Origin of the sequence: Nostoc sp. S13 (genome assembly GCF_029379315.1) — a bacterium.
GTDB lineage: Bacteria > Cyanobacteriota > Cyanobacteriia > Cyanobacteriales > Nostocaceae > Nostoc.
This window is the reverse complement of sequence record NZ_JAQYWQ010000004.1, coordinates 48913-72065: the sequence shown is the minus strand read 5'-3', so window position 1 is coordinate 72065 and position 23153 is coordinate 48913. Positions and strand designations below refer to the sequence as shown.

Genomic DNA, 23153 nt, shown 5'->3' with positions numbered 1-23153 from the left:
ATAGATGAGAGTAAAGTTCTTAAAACTTAAAATACTGAGTAACATATGTTTTGTTAGTTCCATCAGCGACTTTTCGGCAAGTTCTAAGGCTCCCTGAGTCAGATTAGTTTATTTATTACAAAAATCTGGAATGGCTTTATGTAAATTCTTGGAGTTTGTCCGAATTCAATTAACAACTGCCCAAATTCAATTAACGACTGCCCAAATTCAATTAACGACTGCCCGAATTCAATTAACGACCGCCCAAATTCAATTAACGACTGCCCGAATTCAATCAACGACTGCCCGAATTCAATCAACGACCGCCCGAATTCAATATAGTCTTTTTGGTTTGCAGACGGGAGTCGTCGATAATTGCGATCGCATCTCCTTTTTTGATAACTTGATTTTTTTAACATAAATGTGCATTACCTGACCTTCAATCGCCGCTTGCACAATTCGCAATTCACCCGCCGGACGCACAACCGCCTGTCCTTGAACGGTAACTTTATATTAGACTTATCCGGAAATGAGAACTTTATTTGGCTGAAACCTAGCTCTGGAGAGGGTTTTAGAGGTTCCTGTTTTATATAAGCTAAAAAGCCAGCTATGTAAGGGTTTCAGCTATTTTGAGGTTTATTTGTGGATAAGTCTATTTAGTAACAGCAGCAACTGGAACAGCTAGTCCTAGAACGCAGAGAATAAACATTCCGCCAAAGGTCTTGGAAACCGCGAAATGTTTCCACCAAAAAGCCTTGATTTTCTGTACCAGAAACAATCATATTGCGGATTTTCTGGCGCATTGCGGGTAAGAAAAGCAAGTTAACAGCCGTGACAAGAATAAATGCAACTATGCAAGCTAGAGTTAGTTCCCAACTGTAAAAGGGCATAATGCCCAAGGAAATTATAGCGATAAAAAATTGACTTGGTAATCCGAGGACGATTTGGGAAACTAAGTTATTGATGGCCTTGACATCAGCATGCTGCTGACAACTTCCCCACTGCGTCGTCCTTCAAAGTAGGAGAGAGGTAAATGTAAAAGTTTGCGTCCGTATTTGAGGATTAGTCCTAATTGCAATCTTTGACCAAAGTGACTGATGAGGTGAGATTGTACTAAACTAATGGCGCTTCTAATAAAGTTCATAGCAATAACGCCAATTGCCACAGTAGTTAGTAGTTGGGTATCACCTCGTACTAACACATCATCGGTGAGCAGTTGCATCATGAAAGGAGATGCCAAAGAAAGCAGTCCAATCGCGATGTTAATAGCGATCGCGATAGGGCCAAACCCGTTGCATATAACGCCCAAGACCGCCAATTTTATCTGACTCCTAATAAAAGCGGCTTTCATCAGGAGTCAGCAGTTACATCACGCCATTACCCAACCTGCAACTAACTCCTGGCGAGTCAGGTAATGGATACCAACCCCAGGGTCAGCGATGACATATTTCTTACCTTTTTGCCCGTATAAAACTACCCAGTGGTAGCCCTTCCAGTGAATAATAATGACTGGTAGGGATATTTGGTATAATTGATCGATTAGTTGGGGAGTGGCTTTAACTTGGCGAGCATTGAATCCTAGTACTTCCGCTCCTCGCATCAATCCCAGCAAGGAACGGCAAATATTCTATCCAACCCCGACAGGGCATTGTTAAAATCTTTTCTACCTTTGTACAATTTGAGGGTAAAGGTGCGTCCGTGGTGTTTGGCAATGGTTGCTAGGAACGCTGCATCACAGTCTTCTTTACTGTGTTGTAGAACTATTTGGTATTTCATTTTCAAGACTAATGGTAAGAGAAAAAAAGAAGTCGGGGAGAAAACCCCGACTAGAGATGATATTTAGTTTGTTAAACCTAGACTTGTGAGTACTGGGCTATTTCTGGAAAGTTCTACCAATTTGAAAAATATGGATCGCCCAAAAACTTATTCATTTGCGTAAGTGCTGAAAAACAGCTATAGCAATCGCAATTGAAACGTGAGAAAATACGTAGCTAGAAAGTACGTATATATAAGTATTTCAGCGATTTTATTTCTCACGAATGATTTAGGATTGCTATATATCAAACAATAGCAATTACCGCTCCAGCCAAGCCTACTGCCTTAGTTGCTCCATCAAATATACTCGTTAAATCGAGATTTGCCCCAGCATCCCAAGACCAATTGTAGTTACTCGATATTCCACCCCAAGCAGCAGCTAGCGCTGGATTAGTACCGGATACACCCCAATCATCATTTCTAGAACCAGCCTCAAAAGTGCCATGAGTTCGCCCCGTATGCGAGAACGTAAAAACTGAACCATCTAAGTCATCTTTAAGTGCAAAAACAAGTGATGTATCATAGCTAGTAGCGCCACTATCATGGAAATGACCTGTAAAGCTATAACTTCCATCTGGAAACAAACTCAGGTGAGCATAGCCTCCTACTGGAACTCCATTATTAAAACTGATAGTACCTGTATCGATCTGTATGTTTGGTAGTAAAGGATCCATCTTTTTTGTGATACTTACTAAATGAACTTCTCTGCATATCACTCTTTACGATTACTTTTAGTTTTTATGCACTGAGAATAGAAAATTTGGTAAAAATCTGTAAAATCCTTATGCAGTAAGGAATTAGCTTTTGCCTCTATGGTTGTATAATTGAAATCAGCTATGGTTCAAACAACGGCAAATATTCCATGCAACCCCGACAGGGCATTGTTGAAATCTTTTCTACATTTGTGCAATTTGAGGCAGACCAATTTAGTGGTTGGGCAACAGATGCCAAACTGCGACGCAGTATGAAAGTTTGCCTGGAGGGGTCGTCAACTAAGAAATCAGATGCCTTTTGGGCACTTTATTGGTATAGGGTTTGGCAGACTCAATCTAGTGCTGTAGCACTTGCACATATTTCTGCTTATTTACAAGAGGTGTGCTATTGGAGTGCTAGGAAATTTACCCTCAACTTTTCCACACAGTCGTCTGTAGCAGATTGTTTTCAGATGGCGATCGCTCATATTAACAAAATACTCAAAACTTTCAATCCTCAATACAGTTCGCATTTAAAAAGCTATGCAGAATTAGCTTTTGAATCGATTATCAAAGATGTACTGCGCTTACATCGGGAAGTAGACATTTGTTCAGACTGGGCATTATTGCACAAACTCAGCCGCAAACGACTAGTGCAGTCATTACAAAATGCCGGATTTAACGCTCAAAGCATTGAAAGTTATGTTTTAGCATGGGAATGCTTTAAAGAACTCTACACAGGTGACAACACAAAAATTCGCCAGTTGACCAAACCAGATGCTTTAACTTCGGAAGCTATTACTAATCTTTATAATGTAGAACGTTTAAGCCGATTGAGTTCACCTACTCCCGCAGTCAACCAGCAAACCATAGAAAGCTGGCTATTATCTTCTGCTAAAGCTGCCCGTAATTTCTTTTATCCTAAGTTTGTTTCCACAGACGCTCCCCTGAAAGAAGATGATGGTAATTTATTAGATATATTGCCTGTAGATTTGCAAACATCTTTACTCACAGAAATTATTGAAGAGGAAGAAGCCGCGAATATGCGATCGCAGCAAACTCAGTTAAACCAAGTTTTGTCCCAAGCGATCGCTGCACTCGATGCTGAGTCCCAAAAAGTGCTACAAGCTTACTACGTTCAACAACTGACTCAACAAGAAATTGCTGCACAGTTAGAAATTAAGCAATATACTGTTTCCCGTCGCCTTAGCAGCATTAAAAAGTCATTGCTCCTGACTCTCACGCAATGGAGTCAAAATACTTTGCATATTTCCCCTAAATCCGACGTAGTAGATGCCATAAACACAAGTTTAGAGGAATGGCTGAAAGTCCAATATAGCCATACCCAAATTCAATCAGTAGACAAGAAATAATTTTGTCTCTCCCCTCTCCCTAATATCGTCTTTATATGAAGCCATTCTAAGATTATTTATGTTGAACCCACCTCCCCCATTCACCATTGACTCACAGCATTTATACTTGGAAATTACCCAATCTCCAGAGGAGCAAGAACAACCATACTCAACAGCTGGTGCTTGTCAACGTGGATGGATAAATCAAAAATGCTTGCAAGCTTTTTTGCCTTGGTTCAAGGAGGAAATTGCTGCCACCGCCAGGGTTTACCCTAACAGTGCCGCATTGCCGAGTTTTTGGGAAGTAGTCAATGGCACAGCTATTACTTTTGATTGCGATCGCCTTGTATTAATACCTACCCTCGCTATAGATGACGATGAGTTGCGCGTACCGCAAGAATGGGTAGATATACCAGAGTGGGTTGCTGACTACTACATAGCAGTACAGCTTAACCCCGATGATGGCTGGATGAAGATTTTTGGCTACACAACCCATCAAATTCTAAAAACAAAAGGGGTTTATGATCCTGGCGATCGTACTTACAGCTTGGAAAGTGAAGATTTAATTTCAGATATCAATGTGCTGTGGGTTACACGCCAACTTAATGAGCCACAAGCCTTACGCGCCGAGATTACATCTTTAGTTCCTATTCTTAAAACCCAAGCAGAAAACCTTTTAGAAAGGTTGGGTAATCCCAATGTGAAATTCCCGCGTTTAGCGGTTCCATTTTCACTGTGGGGTGCGTTCTTGGCACATAGCGGTTGGCGAAAAAAATTATATGAACTGCGTCAGGGTTTACTGATGCAGTGGTCAATTCCGCAATGGTTGCAGACAGGAGTAGCCAATTTAGCTCAACAGTGGGGATGGGAAAAAAGAGAATTTGTCGTAGTCCCTGCGGGAATGCGGAGTGCAGCACCAGTTATGGGTTTGTCTCGCAAAATAATAGTTGCAGAGCATACATACGAGTTACGTATTTTCTCTAAAAGCGCTTCTGAAGACTATGTTTGGCGCTTTGAATTGCGAAGTGCAACTCCTGGTGGTCAAATTCCTGCTGGGTTTAAGCTGCGCCTACTAACGGAAGACTTACAAACTTTTGAGAATAATGAAGATACGGCAACAACTTTTGTAGATATGTTGTACTTGGAAGTCATTTTGGAACTAGGAGAAGGATTGGTTTGGGAAATAGAACCCGCACCTGAAGATTATGACCGAGAGATTTTGCGGTTTTAAGTGTTTAGTAACCCAGATAATAGATATAACTCATCATCTGTGGAGAACTAGCTATGGGCAAGTTAGTCATCTTAAAGTTAGGGGAGGGAAACTTTGAACAAGGGTTTCCGGTGACGCTACAGATTGGCGATGAAAATGTCCGCCCTAGTGTGGAAATTACGGGTGCGCTTCCCCCCAACCCAGAAATTCTCCGCGATTATTACCGTTGGCAATCTATTTATCGTAATTTAAGGTTGCCATCTCGTCCTATTGGTTTACCTAAGGAACTTAATCAAGCCGCCAGCCTAGAAGACTGCCAGCAGGTGACTGAGGAATTTAAAGTACGTTTTAATACTTGGCTTGCTGCCGATTCCTTTCGTCCTATCCGCGAGAAATGGTTGGAAAAACTGATGCTTGCGGATAATATCCGTGTGCTTTTACAAACTAAAGACCTCGGTTTACAAAAACTTCCCTGGCATCTTTGGGATTTGGTGGAACGCTATCCCCAAGCTGAAATAGCTCTCAGCGCTCCCGCCTACGAACAAGTCAACCGAATCACAACCACATCCGACAAAGTAAAAATCTTAGCGATTTTGGGTAACAGCCAAGGAATTGATACCAAAGCAGACCAGGCGCTGCTTAATTTGTTACCTAATACAGACATCACTTTTTTAGTTGAGCCACAATGCCAAGACCTGACTGACCAACTATGGGAGCAGCATTGGCAGATTCTATTTTTCGCCGGACACAGTTCTACTCAGGAAACGAATGAAACAGGAAAAATCTACATTAATCAAACTGAAAGTCTCACAATTAGCCAGTTAAAGTATGCCTTGAAAAAGGCAGTGGAACGGGGTCTAAAACTGGCGATTTTTAATTCCTGTGATGGCTTGGGATTGGCACGGGAGTTTGCAGATTTGTATATTCCCGAAATCATCGTGATGCGAGAGCCTGTACCTGATCGGGTGGCGCAGCAGTTTTTAAAGTATTTTTTGTCAGCCTTCGCGCAGGGAGACTCGTTGTATTTAGCTGTGAGGGAGGCACGAGAAAGGTTACAGGGGCTAGAAAATCAATTTCCCTGTGCGACATGGTTGCCTGTCATCTGTCAAAATCCCGCAGAGATGCCATTGAATTGGGGGGAATTATTTACAAATACAGCCAATCTTCCCACATCTTTGTCTAAAACCACGGCTGTTAAAAGAATCACAAATCGGCTTGGCTTCTCATTGATCCTACTGACGAGCATGGTAATGACTGGAATATTAACAGGGGTAAGGTATTTAGGTGTGATGCAACCATTAGAATTAAGTGCGTTTGACCAACTGTTACGCTTGCGTCCTTCTGAGAAACCAGACTCACGCCTACTGGTTGTGACTGTGACTGAAGAAGATGTGCAGGCGCAAAAACAGGAAAAACCTCAAGGTTCCTTGTCTGACAAATCACTTGCCCAACTGTTAGAAAAATTAGAGACATATCAACCACAAGTTATTGGTTTGGATATATACCGAGATTATCCAGTGGGTAAGGATTATCCAGCATTGGCAGAACGAATGCGAAAAAGCGATCGCTTTGTGGGGGTGTGTCAACTTAGCGATTCTCAAGCCGGAAAACCAGGTGTGAAACCACCAGCAGAAATTTCTCCACAAGGTCTAGGTTTTAGCGATATTGTCATAGATTCAGATCATGTGGTGCGTCGCCATCTGTTAGCGTTAACTCCCTCACCCTCATCTCCTTGTAGTGCGCCCTATGCCCTGAGTGTTCAACTTGCATTGCGTTACTTGTACACCAAGGGAATTCAGTTGCAATTTACCCCTGATGGCGCGTGGCAATTAGGGAAGGTGACATTTAAACCAATAGAAGCTCATGGCGGTGGTTATCAAGGGATTGACGCTTTTGGACACCAAATTTTGTTAAATTATCGTTCCTCTGGTTCCCCAGATGCGATACCTTCGGCAGGCTTCGCCAACGCACCACATATTACTTTGGGACAAGTGCTAACGGGTAAGCTAAATGCCAATGCAGTCAAAGACAGGATCGTTATTATTGGCACAACAGCAGAAACTTTTGGTGATTACTGGTTAACTCCCTACACCACTCCTCAAGGGAAATTACAGGCAATACCAGGCGTATTTTTACAAGCTCAAATGGTCAGTCAACTGCTCAGTGCCGCTTTGGACGGACAACCTCTGTTGTGGACTTGGCCACTTTGGGGTGAAGTAATTTGGGTTTGGGGCTGGTCTTTTTTAGGCGGTTTGCTTACTGCTTATCTGCACCGATTCACTTACTTAAGCTTGGCAGCAGGGATAGCTATTACAAGTTTATATGGTAGCTGTTTTATATTTTTCATTGCATATAGTTGTTGGGTTCCCCTCATTCCTGCTATGTTGGCTTTAGGAAGTAATATTTTAATAGTCAGAACTTACTTAAACATAAAAATTAAAATATAAATTTTGAAAAGTATTGCTGTATAAGTTTTGTATAATCCAGAATCCCAAATTATGTAACTCCTAATTTTCTATGAAAAACTATAGCACAAAAATACAATTATTCGCTACATTCGGGATAGCTTGGTTGGGAATTATCGGCTATTCTCCAATGATTTGCATGACACCAGTTGCTGCCGCTCCTCTGACATTTTCGCCTCCTCCACCTCCTCCAGACAGGGGTGCAACAGGCGATCGCGGAGGAGCTGCAAGTCGTGGTTGTGGTGTTAGTAATCAGTCTGTCATTGCACTTGTACCTGTATACAAAGAGACACTCAAGCAAGCACAAACAGAAGCAGTTTCTGTTACTAAAGTTTGGGGCTTGACGACTGAGGAATATCCAACTTTTTGGTTTTTTGTCCCTTATCAAAAATCTGTAATTAATTCCATTGAGTTTGTTCTCAAAGATGAGTCAAGTAAACTAAGTCAAACTCTTTACCGAACAACAGTAATAAAACCAGAAGAACCAGGAATTATTAGTATTCGCTTAAGCGCAACTACTCCCCCATTGCAAGTAGACAAGATGTATCACTGGTTTTTTAAGATGAAAATCATTTGCAATCCACAACAACCTCCAGAACCGGAGTATGTGGAAGGATGGGTGCAACGGGTGAATCTAAATCCTAAATTAGTAAATAGCCCGAAGCAAGCAACTCCTCAGCAACGGGTAAACCTCTATGCTAAGAATGGTATTTGGAACGATGCCTTGACTACTCTGGCCCAATTGCGTCTTGCCAAACCTGAAGATCCAACTCTAGCGGTGGAGTGGATGAATTTGCTTAAGTCCGTAGATTTAGAGAATTTAGCTAAACAACCACTTATAAAATGTTGTCAAGCTAGTGCAAAGTAGCACTACAAGTGATTATTATAACTAGGAGTGACTTGATTTAATGCCCCCTTAGCATCGAATTAATGTGTTTGATTTATACTTATTAGTACCCTAAGTTACTGAAAAATGGGATGTAAAGATGTCTAAATCAAAATGGCGTCGTAAGTTACTTACAATATTAAATGGACTTAGTACTCTTTTTAAGCGTCAAACAAGGCGAAAACAACGAGCGATCGCAAATAGAATTAGCAGAATTAAACTAAAACTCAAGAAAAATCGCATACTATAGACTGCCCTTCCGTTTGCTTTGGTTGTCCTGGTTGTCCTCCTGGCTTTTTACCAAATCCACCTCCTCCAGGAGTTTCTATCACAAAAATATCCCCAGATTTCATCTCTACTGTTGCTGTGCTGTCTAAATTCTCTTCAATTCCATTCTGACGTTGTATCCAGTTGCGTCCGACAATTCCGGCTTCTCCACCATTTAATCCAAAGGTAGGGACAACCCGATGACCAGAGAGAATATTAGCTGTCATCGGTTCTAGAAAGCGGATGCGGCGGACAACTCCATTACCACCGGAATATTTTCCTTTACCACCGCTATCGGGACGAAGACTAAAGCTTTCTAAAAGTACAGGATAACGGGTTTCTAAAACTTCTGGATCGGTTAAGCGGGAGTTAGTCATGTGAGAATGAACACCATCAGTTCCATCAAAATCAATTCCTGCCCCAGAGCCGCCGCAGATAGTTTCATAATATTGATATTGCTCATTACCAAAAGTAAAATTATTCATCGTTCCTTGAGAAGCAGCCATCACACCCAAGGCACCATATAAAGCATCAACAATGGTTTGAGAAGTTTCGACATTACCCGCTACTACTGCTGCTGGATAAACTGGATTCAGCATACAGCCGACAGGTATAATAATTTTTAGAGGGTTAAGACACCCGGCATTCACAGGAATATGATCATTAACCAAAGTCCGAAAGACATATAAGACTGCTGCTTGAGTTACCGCTTTCGGAGCATTAAAATTACTATTTAGTTGCCGAGAAGTTCCAGTAAAATCAATGGTAGCACTGCGACTTTCTTGGTGAATTGTCACTTTAACTTGAATTATTGCCCCATTATCCATTTCATAAATAAATGAGCCATCCTTGAGAAGATTGATCACCTTTCTCACTGACTCTTCAGCATTAGCTTGCACAAATTTCATATAATCTTGGACAGTCTTAAGTCCGTATTGTGAAGCCATTTTACGGAGTTCAAGAACTCCCCGTTCATTTGCAGCAATTTGTGCTTTTAAATCAGCGATATTTTGCTCAGGGTTACGGGCAGGATAAGTATGATTTGAGAGGTGCTGTCTGACTGCGGTTTCTCGAAAATTTCCCTCTTCAACTAAGAGAAAATTATCAAAAATAATTCCTTCTTCTTTTACTGTGGTACTGTGGGGAGGCATTGAACCAGGAGTAATTCCACCGATATCGGCTTGATGTCCACGAGAAGCAACGTAGAAAATGGGAGTAGGCGGTGTACTATTTCCCTCACTTTTCAGAAATACAGGGGTAATTGCAGTGACATCAGGAAGGTGGGTTCCGCCATTATAGGGGTTATTAGATAAATAGACATTTCCTGGTTTTAGAGTATCGCCTTGATCATTAATTAAGCTGCGGACACTTTCACTCATTGAGCCTAAATGTACAGGAATGTGGGGAGCATTAGCGACTAATAATCCCGATGAGTCAAAAATAGCACAGGAAAAATCTAGCCTCTCTTTGATATTCACTGATGTCGCCGTGTTTTGCAACACAATTCCCATTTGTTCGGCGATAAATTGATAGAGATTTTTGAATATTTCCAAGCGGACGGGATCAGGTTGAGTTGTTGTGTACATTTTGGATTCCTGTTTGTTTAACTATTTTGCACCCTCGTCCCCACCCCATCGGTGAGAGGTTAAAATAGTTTATTTACTTGATTTACCAGCGCTATTCAGATAATTTTTTGAGTACATTTTGAACCTCATCTGCCTTTTCTGTATTAAGTTCAATGTACCTTTCAGCCGCTATTTTAAGATATTTTTTGAATATTTCCTGAGAAACTATTATTTCATCTTTATCAAGAAAGCTAAAGCGGACTCCATCAAAGATACCATCTGCATCTTCGCTAGGAAATTCACACATGGCATATTCACTACCATAACTAGTATCTTCAAGAAGATAATTTAATGCTGTAGGAAAAGAGATACCTTCTATTGCATTAAAGTATGATTTAACTATCCACAGTGGATCAATTCTATAGTCTACATTGTCAAATAATTGTTCGCGCATAAAAATAAGTATGTCTTATAGGTATTTGCAGGTATTGTCATACATCTTGTGATTTTAGCATCTCTACCTTGCTCTCTATACCTGTAAACTCCAGTTATGTACGCAAAAACCCATGATTTTTTGTTCGGGATTATCTTCTAAAGATTCTTCTGCACCATAGAAGGCAATACCTTTAACATGAGACGATTCAGAAGGATAATGCATGTCATCCCCGCTATCATATTCAAGCTCAACATACTCGCTTAAATCCGAAACCTTAGAGCCGATTTCAAATTTATCAAAAAACTTTCCTTGGTAGCCCTCAAACACAAAAATCACGAAGAGAATATCATTCGCATTAAAATGTAGTAATATAACCCTATCTTTATAATAAAAAACTGTATGTCCATCTAATTTCTCAGAATCTGAGGAGATTTTTTGACAGATCCAGCCATCCGACTTAGATAAAGCTTCGTTGATATTAATTGATTTCAATCCTTTTTCTCTCTTCTCTCTTTCTTCTTGGAGATTGACAACCAGATTAGGCTCGCTAAGATCAGGTATTGATGAAAGATGTTGTCCAATACTAAATCCTGCTGCGGAAACTCCAGGGATAATTTGGGGTTAAGCCGGGATACGCGCATTCAGGGGACATGTTGTAAATAAATGTTACACAACCTACTTTCTTGCTTTACCAACTTGCCCCTATTTGGCATGAGATGCGACAAGAGAGTTAAGCTTGAAAATGACAAGCAAGAGTAAGAATCATGGCAGATTCGGTCAAAATATTTAATGAGTATTCAAATCGAGACTTAGAGCAACGGAAGGTTTGGTACACGCCAGTTGTGGAAGCTTATGATCGAGGCAGACCCCGCTATCCTGAAGCACTAATACAGCGAGCGATTGAAGCCGCTCACCTTTCCCCTGACTCAACCATTCTCGAAGTCGGATGCGGATCAGGAATTGCGACGATTAACTTTGCTCAGTTGGGATGTGCAATCGATGCGGTAGAACCGAATCTAGATTTCTGCCAAGTTGCAACACGTCGTCTTGCAGCATTTCCGAAGGTTCAACTCTTTCAGGAATCCTTCGAGGAGTGGCAAGTTCAACCACAAGCGTATGAAATTGTACTAGCAGCAAATGCTTGGCACTGGATATCATCCGGCATCAAATATGTGAAAGCATCACAGACGTTACGAGAGGATGGTTCTCTCGTTTTACTTTGGAACCTGACGCTTGAGCCAAGTCATGAAGTTCATCAAGTCTTGAATCAGGTTTATCAAGCTTACGCACCCGCGATCGCACCTGAGTACGAAGGTCGAGAGAAACAAGCTGAAATTGCCGCAGGCTTGGGAAAACCTGTCGGGGATTCAGGATTGTTTGAGCCTCCCTCCACAGAAATCTTCCCTTGCGAACAAACCTATAGCGTTGATCGGTATCTCGATTATTTGAGTAGCGGTTCACAATACGTTGCCTTAGAGTCGCAAGTGAGAGTAAATCTATTTTCGGGATTGAGAACTGCGATCAAACAGCAATTTAAGGGCGAAATTCATCTGTTTAACTTAGCTGCATTTCAAATTGCGCGGAAGATCTAAATATTATACCGCAGACATTAGATGAGATTGGGGCTTTTATTTTAACTTAACCGACTCCAGCATCCAATGAAAGAGCCAAAACACGCCTAATAATCGTTGTTTGAGTTCTTTCGGTGATTGCATTTGGACTCCGATGACGATCGCACGCCTCTGATATGTCTGAGGTTTTTCAGCCAAAACTGTCTTAGAATTATCAGTTTGATTTTTCCTTAATATCACATCATAAAATTTAAAGCAACTTTTTTAACATACATAACTTTGCATTGTGTCCCATTTTGCACGTATCCCGGCTAGACCCCATTTCAGCCCACAAATCAAGTCTGTCCATTAATTCAATTTCCGCAGGAAGTTAAGCATAGCTGAAACCACAGCATCAGGCGACTCAATTAAGAAGCCATGACCACCACGGTCGAGGACTAAAAGTTCAGCGTTGGGAATGCGTTGAGCAAGTTGTTGAGAAAACTTTAGCGGAGTGAGAATATCTTGTTTACCAACTAGAACTAGGGTAGGACAATGAATTTGTTGAAGGCGGTCTGTTGTGTCCAATTCAAGCATGGCTCGGCTGTGATGATAGAGTGAATGAGTCGCAGGCAAGAAAGGATATCTGATTGCAAATTCGATCAGACCTTCGATCATTCCAGGAATCGAGTAGAACGTATCTGTAAATATCCACGGTAATACTACTTTTTCATAAAGTTTTAGGTCTACATTAGTACAGAGATCGCCCCAAGTCTCAATAATGCTGTTGAATAATGCATCACCCTTTGCCAGGGATGAAAGTAGCATCAGACTTTGTACCTTTTGAGGATGTGCTAACACTAGCTCTTGGGCTATCTGACCACCCATTGAATGACCTGCTAGATGCACCTTATCGATCGCAATGTGATCAAGCAATGCTGCAACGTCACTAGCCATCTGTTTGAGACTATAGGGACTTTCGGGAGCAGAACTTCGCCCCATACCTCGGTTGTCCAAGCGAATAACTTGATAGTGCGAAGTCAGCGATGGCATAATCAGCGACCAATAGGCATGATCACAAAGGAAGCCAGCTATTAATAGCAATGGCTCACCGGTTCCTTTAATGTCGTAGAACAAATCAATTCCGTTAATCTGAACCTTGGGCATAGTCAATGATTCTGCTAAACCTTATTTTTAAGCAGGGATAGACCAAGCTCATGTGTGTCAATTTAACGTTAAAAGGGCGGTTATAGCCGCCCTTTTAACCAAATTTTTTGAAATTACCCTGACTTTTCAAATAATTGTTCAGTACTTCTATTTATATTCCTGCAAAGCCCCTAACTTCCGAATTCCTGGCCAAATCATCGCCGTAGCAATCACTACTACAATTGTGCCAATTCCACCACCCACAACCGAAATCACTGGGCCAAACAAGGCAGCAGTCAAGCCTGACTCAAAGCCCCCTAATTCATTCGAGGCACTAATAAACACGCTATTAATAGCAGCAACCCGACCACGCAAATGATCCGGTGTTCTAATTTGAACTAATGTATGGCGAATCACAACGCTAATACTATCTAGTGCGCCACCCAGGATCAGCATTAACATAGACAGCCAAAAGGAACGAGAAAGTCCAAAGATAATTGTGACAACCCCAAAGCCAACCACTGACCACAATAAGGCTGGGCCTGCTTTGCGTAACGGTGGTAAATACACCAGGGTAATGCCCATACTCAAAGCACCGATGGAGTGGGCTGCCTGTAGATATCCTAACTCCACTGGCCCCACATGTAAAATATCTTTGGCAAAAATGGGAAGGAGCGCGATCGCACCACCCAACAATACAGCAAACATATCCAATGTAATCGCTGCTAAAATTAAGTGATTCTGCCAAACAAATTTAGCACCAGCTGCAAGTGCTTTGAGTGAGATTGGCTCAGTTGTGCGAATACCTTTTTGCTCTTTGATCGCCAGCGTTGAAATAAAACACAGCAACGCGGTGATCGCTGCTAGTACATATACTCCTGTAGCACTTCCCAGCAAAGCGATGCCGAATCCCCCCAAGGTAGGCCCAATCACAGCAGCCAACTGAAAGCTACTACTATTCCAAGTTGCTGCATTGGTAAACGCACTCACAGGTATCAACTGCCACATCAGAGCATCACTGGCTGGTCTAAGGAATGCCCTAGCGACACCTGTTAATACCAAGCAGGTGTAAATTAGAAAAATTGTCCCTTGAGTATATGAAAGCACTGCCAAAGCCAGCGAGCAGAGAGCTAGCAACATCACTGACAGTAAGATGATGAGTTTGCGATCGCGGCGATCGGCCACATGTCCGGTAATCAAGGTGAGAGCAATCATCGGTAAGACTTGTGCCAGTCCCACACCACCAAGAACTATCGCTGAGTTAGTCCGCTCATAGAGTTCCCAGCCGATAGCTACAGTTTGCATTTGCGACCCCACGGATATCAGCAGCCGTCCAATGGTAAATAGCCGATAGTCTCGAAACTTCAAGGCTGCAAAGGGATCGTGCTGTGCAACTTCAGAGTTATGGGGATTTGAGTTCTGTTTGCTCGAAGACATTTTTTAGTAGGGTTAAGCCTTCTTCAATGTTGGAAATTTGCTCTTCTGTAAGACCTTTCAGCAGATCAGTAATATGAGCACGAGTTTGATCTTGGGATTGCTTGAGATGATGCCTTCCCTCTTGAGTTAGATTCAGCAGCACCCGTCGCCGCTCTTGAGGATGATCACAGCGTTTTACGAAATCGCGTTGGACTAACCGTTCTATGGTTGCTGATGCCGTGGCCGAGGTGACACCTAAATGCTCTGCTAGGTCAGATAATGAAGCCCCAGGATTGCGGTTGAGAAATGCTAGCGATCGCAACTGAGGTATAGATAAAAAAGCAGCACTGTGAGCACGCATATCGGCTCGGATAAACCGCATCACTAATGGAACTGTGTCCATTACCCTAGCGGCACATTCTTCGGAAGTTGCACCTTTGGTAGGTTTATCCAAGGTCATGGGCTTGTTGTTCTCCTGATTACATTGCCATCTGTGGATAAAGTCGTCCAGCGATGATGGTTAAGATTATTAACCTTAATAAGAGAATTGTACAATCCAGACCAAAGCCATAGATGCTAGTTTCATTGTGGATTACATTGCTACCCGTGGATAAAGTCGTCCACCGATGATCGCCAAGACTATTACTGTTAATAAGAGAATTGCCAAATCCCAACCAAAGCCATAGACGCTGATTCCATCCACTAGCATTGTGCTGCGTAAGGCGTCAACCTCATAAGTTAAGGGATTTAAGTGGGAAATATACTTTAACCAGTCGGGCATCATTGAAATTGGATAAATAGCATTGCTGGCAAAAAATAACGGCATAGTTAACATTTGGCCAATTCCGGTCATCCGCTCTCTGGTTTTTGCCAAACAGCCAATAATTAATGAAAAAAGACAAAAGCAAGCCGCCCCCAGCATGACTATCAGTAGCACTTGCCCAAAAGCTAGAGGATGGAGATTTAATTTTACACGTAAGACAAAAGACAATACATAAATTACTGCTACCTGAGATAAGCACCTTACGCCACATGCTAGAGCTTTGCCCAAGACCATTGCTATACGGGGTGTAGGACTAGCAAGAAATTTATGTACAATCCCTAAATCTCGCTCCCAAATTAGTGTCATTCCACCGGTGAAAATGGCCACATTCAACACACTTTGAGCGAGAATGCCAGCAGCCATGAAGTCTAAATATGGTAAGTTCCCTGTCGGAACTTCCCGAAGTTTGGAGAACACTTGCCCAAAAATCAGCAACCATAATGACGGTTGCACTGATCTGACTACTAAATCAGTGGGATCGTGGCGGAGTTTACGCACTTCCAATTCTGCGATCGCCAGAGTTTTCGTAACTAGCTCTTTAATTGCAGAGAGCAGATTGGCTCGGCGAGTAGGTGGTGATTTAACCCAACCGTTGAGCAGTACGTCTGGTTCTTGCTGTGTCACGGTAGTTGACTCCTGATATTAGCTGGTCGCCTGTATAGTAAATAAAGACATCATCCAAAGTTGGATTTGGTTTATCTAAAGAAGCTTTTAAGTGACTCGGTGTGCCTGTAATTACGACTTCACCTTGTCGCATAATTGCCACTCGGTTACATAAGCTATCTGCTTCTTCTAAAAAATGAGTTGTTAAAAATATAGTTGTGCCGTAATCAGCACAGAGTTGCTGTACAAGTTGCCATACTTGAGTCCGGGCGATAGGATCTAGTCCGACAGTCGGCTCATCAAGAAATAAAATTTGGGGTTGATGTAGCACTGATACGCCGATTTCCAGCTTGCGGATCATCCCACCAGAGTAGTTTCGTACCAAGCGCTTCGCCGCATCTTGCAAACCCATGTATTCTAGAATTTCATAGATGCGGCGATCGCGTCCTTTGGCAGGTATTCCATACAGCTTGGCGAAGATTAAAAGATTTTCGTAACCCGTGAGGCTACCATCAGCAGAGAGCGCCTGGGGAACATAGCCGATAGCTCGTCTCACAGGATTAGCTTGACGAGTCACATCATAGCCACCCAAAGTTGCTTTCCCAGCACTGGGAGGCAGTAAAGTTGTCAACATTTTAATAACTGTACTTTTCCCTGCCCCATTCGGCCCAAGCAGCCCAAATACTTCACCCTGTTCCACAGATATGCTCAGGTTATTAACTGCGGTTAACTTGCCAAAACGGCGTGTGAGTCCCTGAGTTTCCAAAATCAGCGCTCTTGGCTCACTAGCAGGTTCTGACCGATTTATTTTTCCCGTCAGTATAGTCACAAGTTTGATGCACTTCCATTAATTAGTAAAACTAACTATTAGTTTGTCAACATATCGGTTGGAAGTCAATAGACTTGTTACAAAAATCTGAATGAGAGTAAAAGGAAACTCAGTAGAGTGACGGCGAAGTTATTCATAGCTAATTTGTGAGTAAAATTAACAGCTTTCAGTATTTACTGTCTTGGTTGATGGCTATAAAGGCTAATTAGGCTGTATTATTTTGGGTTTTGAGGCTGACAGATGCGTTTTGTACAAAGCCATCTTGCATCTATTTCACCAGCTTTGTTCGACGTTTTCCTAGAGAAGGATACCTAGAATCTCTCGGCAAAATATCCTCTTCTGAAATGTTATACAAAATTTTTCTGGATATCACTAAAGTATATACGGAAAAAGGTTTAGTCTTCTTTAAAAGAAAGGTTAAGCAAAAAGACACAAGTAAAGATAACTATATAAAGAAAGATAAAAAAGGCTCAAAGCCTCTTGCCTGCTGCCTTATCTCAACGAAAAATATTTTTGCCACTCTACTTCTATACGTAAGCATAACGTATAATAACTAGTTATACCAACGAGGGTATCTGGTGAGATAGGATTTTGAGGTTATTTGTTAATGTTAAGCGACTGTGAGGTTATTGGTGAGTTAGTCTCTTGAGAGTGGTGCAACAATTCAAAAGCTTCTTTATATTAAGTCTTAAGCAAATCAAAATTTTAAAGAAAGTATGCGAACATTTCTATCAGCTTACACAATTAGAATTGAAAAAAAGATAAATAAAAAGTCTAATGATAATCATCCGCCTAATTACCGTCAGCTAAATTGTTTTAATGGTCATGATGATTTACTTACTGTTATGTCAATTTTTATTCAAAAATTAACAATTAATCGTAAAAATGATACTTATAATATTTATATGAAAGCTTCCAATATTCAAGAGGAAGGAAGAAGTATTAGTGGACTTATTGAAAGTGGTATATACGGGATTTCCAGCAATCTTCGAGACGTAGATACAGATTCGATAACTTATAAAAAAAAGAAGAGTGATGCCGAGGTTTTACCTTTTTATTTCTTGATTTACATTCCAAAAGATACAAATGAAGGAATTCTACTTTTACAACGTACAGGTAAATATGGTATTCGCACACACTTTGGTATTTTTCTAGACAAGTATTTTTCTGATAAATTTCCAGGCTTTGCTGTTGAGATAAATACTTTAGTACAAGAAGAAATAATTAAGAGGATTCTATACGGAGGTACTATTAAAAAGGTTCGATGTGTTAAGTATCAAGCTCCGATTGATCGAGTTGATGGACTTGATGAAGGTCATCAAGAAATTCCCTATAACATGGAAATAGTATTATCTGCGAATAAAATTCCTTTCATGGGTAAAATTCAGAACTTTTTTAACTCAACAAGTAGTGTTAAAAGTCTCATAGAACTTCGGGATTTTAACTTTGATTACGACACCGTAAAGGTTGACGTTGATCTTGATGGAAGTCTTAGAACCTTTGATTTAGGTTGTCTCCAGAGAGCTAGAGCTTACTATGATATCTCTGATCAAGTAGTTATAGATTCTGATGATTATCCAACTTTGCAAAGTATACAAACAATTACGAAAATTTACCTCAAAGAAGTTATTAATCAAATGTACCCCTAGTAAATATAATGTTAACCAAAATTTCTATTGTTAGTATAATTAAAGACCATATTGCGACACTTAAGAGTAGCAGAACAGGGAAGATATACTATCCAGATATTATCTTATTCTTTATAATACCAGCTATCACTTCTGGTGTAATGATTTCTCTGGGAGTTCTTCTAAATGATGGTTTGGTTAATGCTCTAATTACTTCTTTCTCAATATTTTCAGCTTTATTATTCAACTTACTTCTATTAGTTTATGATATTTCAGAAAAAAATCAAGAGCAGAAACAAACAACGGATCAAGTTGAAATAAGAAAAAATATTCAACGGCGTGAGTTACTTCGGGAAATTTATGTCAATGTATCTTTCTCAATATTAACTTCCACCATAACTGTAGTTATATTATTAACTTACTTCCTAAAGCCTATTAGCTGTACTTTATGGATAATAAATTTATGCTCATTGCAGTGGCTACTAGCATCAGTATGCTACTACTTTTCTGTTCAATTTCTTTTAACTCTCTTTATGGTTTTGAAACGAATATACAGACTTCTAGCGAAAGCCTTTGATTAAAGCAATTACCTATGGTTATTTACGCCTAGGCACGATTGATATAGAGAAGAGAGCAATCGCTTATTGTATATTGTAATTTTGAGAGCGATGCCAAGATAGATAGAAAGTAGAGAGCGAAATAATGCTAAAAACATACAGAGCTTAGTTGAAAGGAAGTTGTTTACAGTGGATTAATGATGTACCTACATTGGGAGAGTAACAAATCCCAGTTCATGTTACATTGCTGGAAAATGAATCAGTCATAGATAAACAAGCACGGGGACGAAGAATGGCTGAAATATTAGAAAAACTTGCTGTGAGTCAAGCTTTGACTGATGTAAATTCAGTCATTTGGCAGCAAGAAACTCGTCAAGACCTATTCTGAAATAAAATCATATCTATAAACCTTCTACAAAATATCCGATTATGGCGATAATTCCTGTCTTCTCTAGGAGACACCCAAGGGACGTAGCGGGGTATAGCCCATTAAGAATTACCAATTATTTAAATCTTTGTTCCATGTGCATAGATAAAATAGTTATCTGTCACCTTCACATCAGCCTGAAAACCTGTTTTATTTAGCTGCTCTTGAAGTTCATCAGGCTGATAAAAAATTTTGACAATCTGAAATTCTTGACCATCATTTAACTTACGGGTTTGATATATGTTTCCGTTATCTTTAAGGATATGATCGTTAGCCGTAGATGTGGGTTCAAAGGAAGAGTCAATGATAAATACTTGTCCACCAACGCGAACAGATTGATAGACTTTTGTCAAAAATGAATCGAGTAATTTTGGCGGCACATGAGAGAGCCAAAAAGCAAAAAACACTAAATCATATTCAGTGTCAGGTTGCCATGTAAATAAATCCGTTAGGTGATATTCAACACTCAGTGAATTTAACTTCGAGCGATTAATTGTAATCACTTCTTGGGAGGCATCGATCGCAGTAATTTTTTTCCCGATACTTAAAAGCTCCTGTGTCCAGATACCTGTTCCACAGGCTAACTCTAAAATATCATCCACCACGCCAATTTGGTGTAATGTATTTTTGATCACAGCTACTTCATTAAACCAGCGCTGGTTATTTTCGGTACCGCGATCGTAGCGTCCTTTCCTATAGAACCACTGATCATATTCGTTGGCTCTAGCGCGATAGTACTCAATCTGTTGTTCAAGAATATTATCTGTCATCGTGTGCTTTCTGATCTAATTAAGTTGAGATTTGACGTTGCTATGACTTTTAGGGAGAATTTTTCTTTAGCGAATCAACTTGCATTTGAGCTTGAATTATGTGATATTTTTATGATCCCATAATAATACGGTAAATCAATAAACTTGCCGGAGTTATACCGGAGGTTTGCTGAAGTCTGATATTAATTTATCCCTGAAAGCAGAGTAAAGATGTTGACTAAGTTCTCACCAAGTCGATTTTTGGGCATTGCGATCGCCTTCCTCCAAAGGTTCCTACAACGAAGAATCCGCACTTTTTCGCTACTGTTTGCAGTGGGACTTAGCTTAACTTTGGCTGTGTCTGCTTGTTCTCCAAGCGCAAGCGACAACTCTGGCACACCGCAGACAACCCAAGCCGCCAGTCCAGCAGTTAGCAGTACTAAAGTTCGTATAGGCTACCAAAAAGCGTCAACTATCCTCTATGCGCTGAAGGGGAAAGGGGAATTAGAGAAAGCCTTTGCAACTTCAGGATCTTCGGTAACTTGGTCAGAATTTCCTGCTGGGCCACCACTCCTAGAGGCATTGAATGCAGGCAGTATTGATTTTGGCTATACCGGAGAATCACCACCTATATTTGCTCAATCTGGGGGTATTCCTTTGGTTTATGTTGCCTACGATCCTTGGAGTCCCAAGGCTGAAGCCATCCTGGTGCCGAAGGATTCACCGATTAAAAGTGTGGTTGAACTCAAGGGCAAAAAAGTTGCTTTTGCCAAAGGTTCTAATGCTAACTACCTATTGGTGAAAGCACTGGAAAAGGCAGGGGTACAGTACAGTGACATCCAACAAGTAACTCTCACTCCCGCCGATGCTCGTGCTGTCTTTGAGGGAAAAAAAGTTGATGCTTGGGCAATTTGGGATCCTTATTTAGCCGCAGCAGAAGCAGCAACAGGCGCACGTACTTTAACAGACGCGACGGGATTAGCTCCCAATCGTGGTTATTATCTGGCTGCAAAATCTTTTGTTGATGCCAAGCCGGATGCATTGAAAATAGTTATAGATCAGGTGAAGAAAGTTAGTGACTGGGCAAAAAATAATCCTAGTGAAGTTGCTAAATTTCTTTCTCCTGCTTTGGGTATAGATGCTCCTGTGTTGGAAATAGCAGAAAAGCGGCGTGAGTATGATGTACTTCCGCTCACAGATGAAGTGATTACTAAACAACAAGAGGTTGCAGATACCTTTTACAAAATTAAATTGATTCCGAAACAAATCAAAGTTAAGGAAATTGTTTGGCAAGGCAAGTGAATTTTAGAATATGACCAATCTCAGCGTTAACCTTAACAAAGTCGCTTTACTCAGGAATGCTCGAAATTTTGGTAGACCGAGTGTGATTGAAGCGGCTTTTACCTGCATTAAAGCTGGCGCACAGGGAATCACAGTTCACCCACGCCCAGACCAACGACATATCAAGCCCGAAGATGTCGATGCACTGGCGCAGATATTGACTGTTGAATTCAACATAGAAGGTAATCCGTCACCTCAATTTTTAGAGATAGTCCGAAAAATCAAACCAACGCAGTGTACCTTAGTTCCCGATGCACCAGATGCTTTCACCTCAGATCACGGATGGGATCTGGCTACGGATGGCTCTTGGCTCAGACCAATCATTCGAGAGCTAAAAGACCTCGGAGTTCGAGTCAGCTTATTTATGGATACCGACTTAACTCAAATTAAACGTGCTAAAGAGATTGGAGCCGATCGCATTGAGCTATATACAGAACCTTATGCGACAGCTTTTCGTAATGGCAATGTAGAATCTGTATTTCAACACTACCAAAAAGCAACACAAAAGGCTCAAAAAATTGGTTTAGGAGTAAACGCCGGTCATGATTTAAATCTGCAAAATTTAGAAAAGTTCTGTTCAATTTTTGGCATACTTGAAGTGTCTATTGGTCATGCTCTGATTGGGGACGCTTTGGAGGTGGGACTATTTAGTGCTGTGCAAGATTATTTAAAAATCCTAAGTTTTAACTAGATTTAAAAACTTTTTACAAAATGTGAACAGATCATATATTTTCTCGTTTTAATGCTCCGGTAAAGTATTCTATTTAATCAAAAAATAAGTAACTATTTTATGGATGGAACGAGTAACTTCCAAGATTCAGAAGTCAGACAGTTAAAGATGTATAAGTTTGCCCCGGCTTGGGAGAAGGAGCAAATAGTCTTTGGTGCTGCGCGACCTGGATATACTAACAAGCAGCTTCAAGATTGGATAGAATTCATGAAGCGCCAAGATATCAAGCGAGTTTGCTGCCTTCTTCCTGATCAACACCTAGCTTCTTACTCTAATCTTCTAGGCAGATACAAACAGGAATTTGGTAATCAACTAGTTTGTTGGGCACCAATTGTAGATTTCCATCTATGTGATTTAGAAACCCTCACACAGAAAATACTTCCTTTCTTAATAGAAGCAGATAAACAAAATGAGAAAGTAGTTGTACACTGCTCTGGTGGAATTGGACGTACTGGACATGTGTTAGCAGCATGGCTAGTTAGTGCCAGAGGATTATCAAATCAAGCTGCAATAAATGCTGTCAAGAGAACAGGTAGAAATCCTTATGAAGCTGCGATCGCTGCTGTGTTTAGAGCTAGAAATCCCTTGAAAGTTGTAAAAGAACTTGACGTGCTTTTGAATGATTGCCGTCTAGCAATACATAAAATATTTTGAGTTTCAGGACTTACGCAAACAATAACTGAAAAG

25 protein-coding genes and 1 pseudogene are annotated in these 23153 nt (G+C 40.8%); 10 read left to right on the top strand and 16 right to left on the bottom strand.

The window, feature by feature from the left end; genetic code table 11:
• Positions 1-307 precede the first annotated feature (307 nt).
• The 6 genes and pseudogenes from PUQ00_RS02315 to PUQ00_RS02290 all read right to left on the bottom strand — a co-directional run.
• Positions 308-492: pseudogene (locus tag PUQ00_RS02315) on the bottom strand (biotin/lipoyl-binding protein); the annotation flags it as partial.
• A gap of 143 nt (positions 493-635) precedes the next feature.
• A complete protein-coding gene (locus PUQ00_RS02310; protein WP_300412870.1) occupies positions 636-923 on the bottom strand; it encodes a hypothetical protein in 288 nt (95 codons plus the stop codon).
• An 8-nt stretch (positions 924-931) separates the two neighbouring features.
• On the bottom strand, positions 932-1330 hold the full coding sequence (locus PUQ00_RS02305; RefSeq protein ID WP_300412753.1) for an ABC transporter transmembrane domain-containing protein: 399 nt from the start codon (positions 1328-1330) through the stop codon (positions 932-934).
• 18 nt (positions 1331-1348) lie between these two features.
• Positions 1349-1579 carry a cysteine peptidase family C39 domain-containing protein gene (locus PUQ00_RS02300; RefSeq protein WP_300412751.1) on the bottom strand — a complete coding sequence of 77 codons (231 nt, stop codon included), beginning with the start codon at positions 1577-1579 and terminating at the stop codon, positions 1349-1351.
• A complete protein-coding gene (locus PUQ00_RS02295; protein WP_300412749.1) occupies positions 1579-1755 on the bottom strand; it encodes a cysteine peptidase family C39 domain-containing protein in 177 nt (58 codons plus the stop codon). The genes PUQ00_RS02300 and PUQ00_RS02295 overlap by 1 nt, the downstream gene beginning before the upstream one ends.
• 284 nt (positions 1756-2039) lie before the next feature.
• On the bottom strand, positions 2040-2468 hold the full coding sequence (locus tag PUQ00_RS02290; RefSeq protein WP_300412747.1) for a hypothetical protein: 429 nt from the start codon (positions 2466-2468) through the stop codon (positions 2040-2042).
• Positions 2469-2656: 188 nt separating this feature from the next.
• On the opposite strand from PUQ00_RS02290, the gene PUQ00_RS02285 reads away from it, so the two are divergent.
• The 4 genes from PUQ00_RS02285 (at position 2657) to PUQ00_RS02270 (ending at position 8381) form a co-directional block, all read left to right on the top strand.
• Positions 2657-3859 carry a sigma-70 family RNA polymerase sigma factor gene (locus tag PUQ00_RS02285; RefSeq protein WP_300412745.1) on the top strand — a complete coding sequence of 401 codons (1203 nt, stop codon included), beginning with the start codon at positions 2657-2659 and terminating at the stop codon, positions 3857-3859.
• Positions 3860-3917: 58 nt separating this feature from the next.
• On the top strand, positions 3918-5069 hold the full coding sequence (locus PUQ00_RS02280) for a DUF1822 family protein (protein ID WP_300412743.1): 1152 nt from the start codon (positions 3918-3920) through the stop codon (positions 5067-5069).
• Positions 5070-5122: 53 nt separating this feature from the next.
• Positions 5123-7495 carry a CHASE2 domain-containing protein gene (locus PUQ00_RS02275; RefSeq protein WP_300412741.1) on the top strand — a complete coding sequence of 791 codons (2373 nt, stop codon included), beginning with the start codon at positions 5123-5125 and terminating at the stop codon, positions 7493-7495.
• A gap of 70 nt (positions 7496-7565) precedes the next feature.
• Entirely contained in the window at positions 7566-8381 is an 816-nt protein-coding gene (locus PUQ00_RS02270; RefSeq protein WP_300412739.1) for a DUF928 domain-containing protein, read from the top strand.
• Positions 8382-8626: 245 nt separating this feature from the next.
• Here PUQ00_RS02270 and PUQ00_RS02265 read toward each other — a convergent pair whose 3' ends face one another.
• The 3 genes from PUQ00_RS02265 to PUQ00_RS02255 all read right to left on the bottom strand — a co-directional run bounded on the left by PUQ00_RS02265 (position 8627) and on the right by PUQ00_RS02255 (position 11159).
• Positions 8627-10252: a hydantoinase B/oxoprolinase family protein gene (locus PUQ00_RS02265; protein WP_300412737.1), complete on the bottom strand. Its 1626-nt coding sequence runs from the start codon at positions 10250-10252 to the stop codon at positions 8627-8629.
• Positions 10253-10343: 91 nt separating this feature from the next.
• Positions 10344-10685 carry a ribonuclease toxin immunity protein CdiI gene (cdiI, locus tag PUQ00_RS02260; protein ID WP_300412735.1) on the bottom strand — a complete coding sequence of 114 codons (342 nt, stop codon included), beginning with the start codon at positions 10683-10685 and terminating at the stop codon, positions 10344-10346.
• 75 nt (positions 10686-10760) lie between these two features.
• On the bottom strand, positions 10761-11159 hold the full coding sequence (locus tag PUQ00_RS02255; RefSeq protein WP_300412733.1) for a hypothetical protein: 399 nt from the start codon (positions 11157-11159) through the stop codon (positions 10761-10763).
• A gap of 272 nt (positions 11160-11431) precedes the next feature.
• Here PUQ00_RS02255 and PUQ00_RS02250 point away from each other — a divergent pair, with 272 nt between their 5' ends.
• Complete coding sequence (locus PUQ00_RS02250) at positions 11432-12259, top strand: class I SAM-dependent methyltransferase (protein ID WP_300412732.1); 828 nt, start codon at positions 11432-11434, stop codon at positions 12257-12259.
• A 36-nt stretch (positions 12260-12295) separates the two neighbouring features.
• Here PUQ00_RS02250 and PUQ00_RS02245 read toward each other — a convergent pair whose 3' ends face one another.
• The 6 genes from PUQ00_RS02245 to PUQ00_RS02220 all read right to left on the bottom strand — a co-directional run bounded on the left by PUQ00_RS02245 (position 12296) and on the right by PUQ00_RS02220 (position 17034).
• A complete protein-coding gene (locus tag PUQ00_RS02245; protein WP_300412731.1) occupies positions 12296-12436 on the bottom strand; it encodes a hypothetical protein in 141 nt (46 codons plus the stop codon).
• A gap of 150 nt (positions 12437-12586) precedes the next feature.
• Positions 12587-13384, bottom strand: a complete 798-nt coding sequence (locus PUQ00_RS02240; protein ID WP_300412730.1) for an alpha/beta hydrolase — start codon at positions 13382-13384, stop codon at positions 12587-12589.
• 147 nt (positions 13385-13531) lie between these two features.
• Complete coding sequence (locus PUQ00_RS02235; protein WP_300412729.1) at positions 13532-14800, bottom strand: MFS transporter; 1269 nt, start codon at positions 14798-14800, stop codon at positions 13532-13534.
• Positions 14766-15239, bottom strand: a complete 474-nt coding sequence (locus PUQ00_RS02230) for a MarR family transcriptional regulator (RefSeq protein ID WP_300412728.1) — start codon at positions 15237-15239, stop codon at positions 14766-14768. The genes PUQ00_RS02235 and PUQ00_RS02230 overlap by 35 nt, the downstream gene beginning before the upstream one ends.
• A 132-nt stretch (positions 15240-15371) precedes the next feature.
• A complete protein-coding gene (locus PUQ00_RS02225) occupies positions 15372-16226 on the bottom strand; it encodes an ABC transporter permease (RefSeq protein WP_300412726.1) in 855 nt (284 codons plus the stop codon).
• Positions 16183-17034: an ATP-binding cassette domain-containing protein gene (locus PUQ00_RS02220; RefSeq protein ID WP_300412724.1), complete on the bottom strand. Its 852-nt coding sequence runs from the start codon at positions 17032-17034 to the stop codon at positions 16183-16185. The genes PUQ00_RS02225 and PUQ00_RS02220 overlap by 44 nt, the downstream gene beginning before the upstream one ends.
• Positions 17035-17750: 716 nt before the next feature.
• Here PUQ00_RS02220 and PUQ00_RS02215 point away from each other — a divergent pair.
• Positions 17751-18683, top strand: coding sequence for a hypothetical protein (locus tag PUQ00_RS02215; protein WP_300412722.1), 933 nt, complete (start codon positions 17751-17753; stop codon positions 18681-18683).
• Between the two features lie 8 nt (positions 18684-18691).
• Entirely contained in the window at positions 18692-19243 is a 552-nt protein-coding gene (locus PUQ00_RS02210) for a hypothetical protein (protein ID WP_300412721.1), read from the top strand.
• Between the two features lie 483 nt (positions 19244-19726).
• Here PUQ00_RS02210 and PUQ00_RS02205 read toward each other — a convergent pair whose 3' ends face one another.
• Positions 19727-20416: a class I SAM-dependent methyltransferase gene (locus PUQ00_RS02205; protein WP_300412719.1), complete on the bottom strand. Its 690-nt coding sequence runs from the start codon at positions 20414-20416 to the stop codon at positions 19727-19729.
• A 210-nt stretch (positions 20417-20626) separates the two neighbouring features.
• Here PUQ00_RS02205 and PUQ00_RS02200 point away from each other — a divergent pair, with 210 nt between their 5' ends.
• The 3 genes from PUQ00_RS02200 to PUQ00_RS02190 all read left to right on the top strand — a co-directional run bounded on the left by PUQ00_RS02200 (position 20627) and on the right by PUQ00_RS02190 (position 23120).
• A complete protein-coding gene (locus tag PUQ00_RS02200) occupies positions 20627-21697 on the top strand; it encodes a sulfonate ABC transporter substrate-binding protein (protein ID WP_300412717.1) in 1071 nt (356 codons plus the stop codon).
• Between the two features lie 10 nt (positions 21698-21707).
• Positions 21708-22427 (top strand): pyridoxine 5'-phosphate synthase, encoded by a 720-nt coding sequence (locus tag PUQ00_RS02195; RefSeq protein ID WP_300412715.1) that lies wholly within the window; start codon positions 21708-21710, stop codon positions 22425-22427.
• A gap of 147 nt (positions 22428-22574) precedes the next feature.
• The gene (locus PUQ00_RS02190; RefSeq protein ID WP_300412868.1) at positions 22575-23120 is read left to right on the top strand and encodes a dual specificity protein phosphatase family protein; all 546 of its coding nucleotides are present in this window, start codon (positions 22575-22577) and stop codon (positions 23118-23120) included.
• Positions 23121-23153: the final 33 nt, after the last annotated feature.